The organism is Parachitinimonas caeni (assembly GCF_030129945.1).
GTDB classification, from domain to species: domain Bacteria; phylum Pseudomonadota; class Gammaproteobacteria; order Burkholderiales; family Chitinimonadaceae; genus Parachitinimonas; species Parachitinimonas caeni.
The window spans coordinates 1-255 of the sequence record NZ_JARRAF010000269.1 but is presented as its reverse complement, the minus strand read 5'-3'; the positions used below and the strand labels follow the sequence as shown (position 1 = coordinate 255).

Genomic DNA, 255 nt, shown 5'->3' with positions numbered 1-255 from the left:
GGTTTGGCGTCAAAAGCGAAGCCCTTGCCCCCGAGCAACGCGACCTGTTTGACGACACCTGTGCCGAGGACGGCGCAGCCATCATCGCCGACGTCGAACAACTGCAAGTTCCCGCCGAACGTCCCCAGCGCAAGCCCACTGGTCGCCAGCCTTTGCCCGCCTCGCTGCCGCGCATTGAGCACCGACACGAACCCGCCACCTGCACCTGCGGCCAATGTGGCCAGAATCTGGTGCCGATCGGCGAAGACATCAGCG

Annotated in this window: 1 protein-coding gene; it reads left to right on the top strand. The window is 65.1% G+C overall.

Going from position 1 to position 255, the window contains the following annotated elements; genetic code table 11:
• Positions 1 to 255: IS66 family transposase (locus PZA18_RS24645; protein WP_456238585.1), on the top strand; the 255-nt coding region annotated here is incomplete at both ends.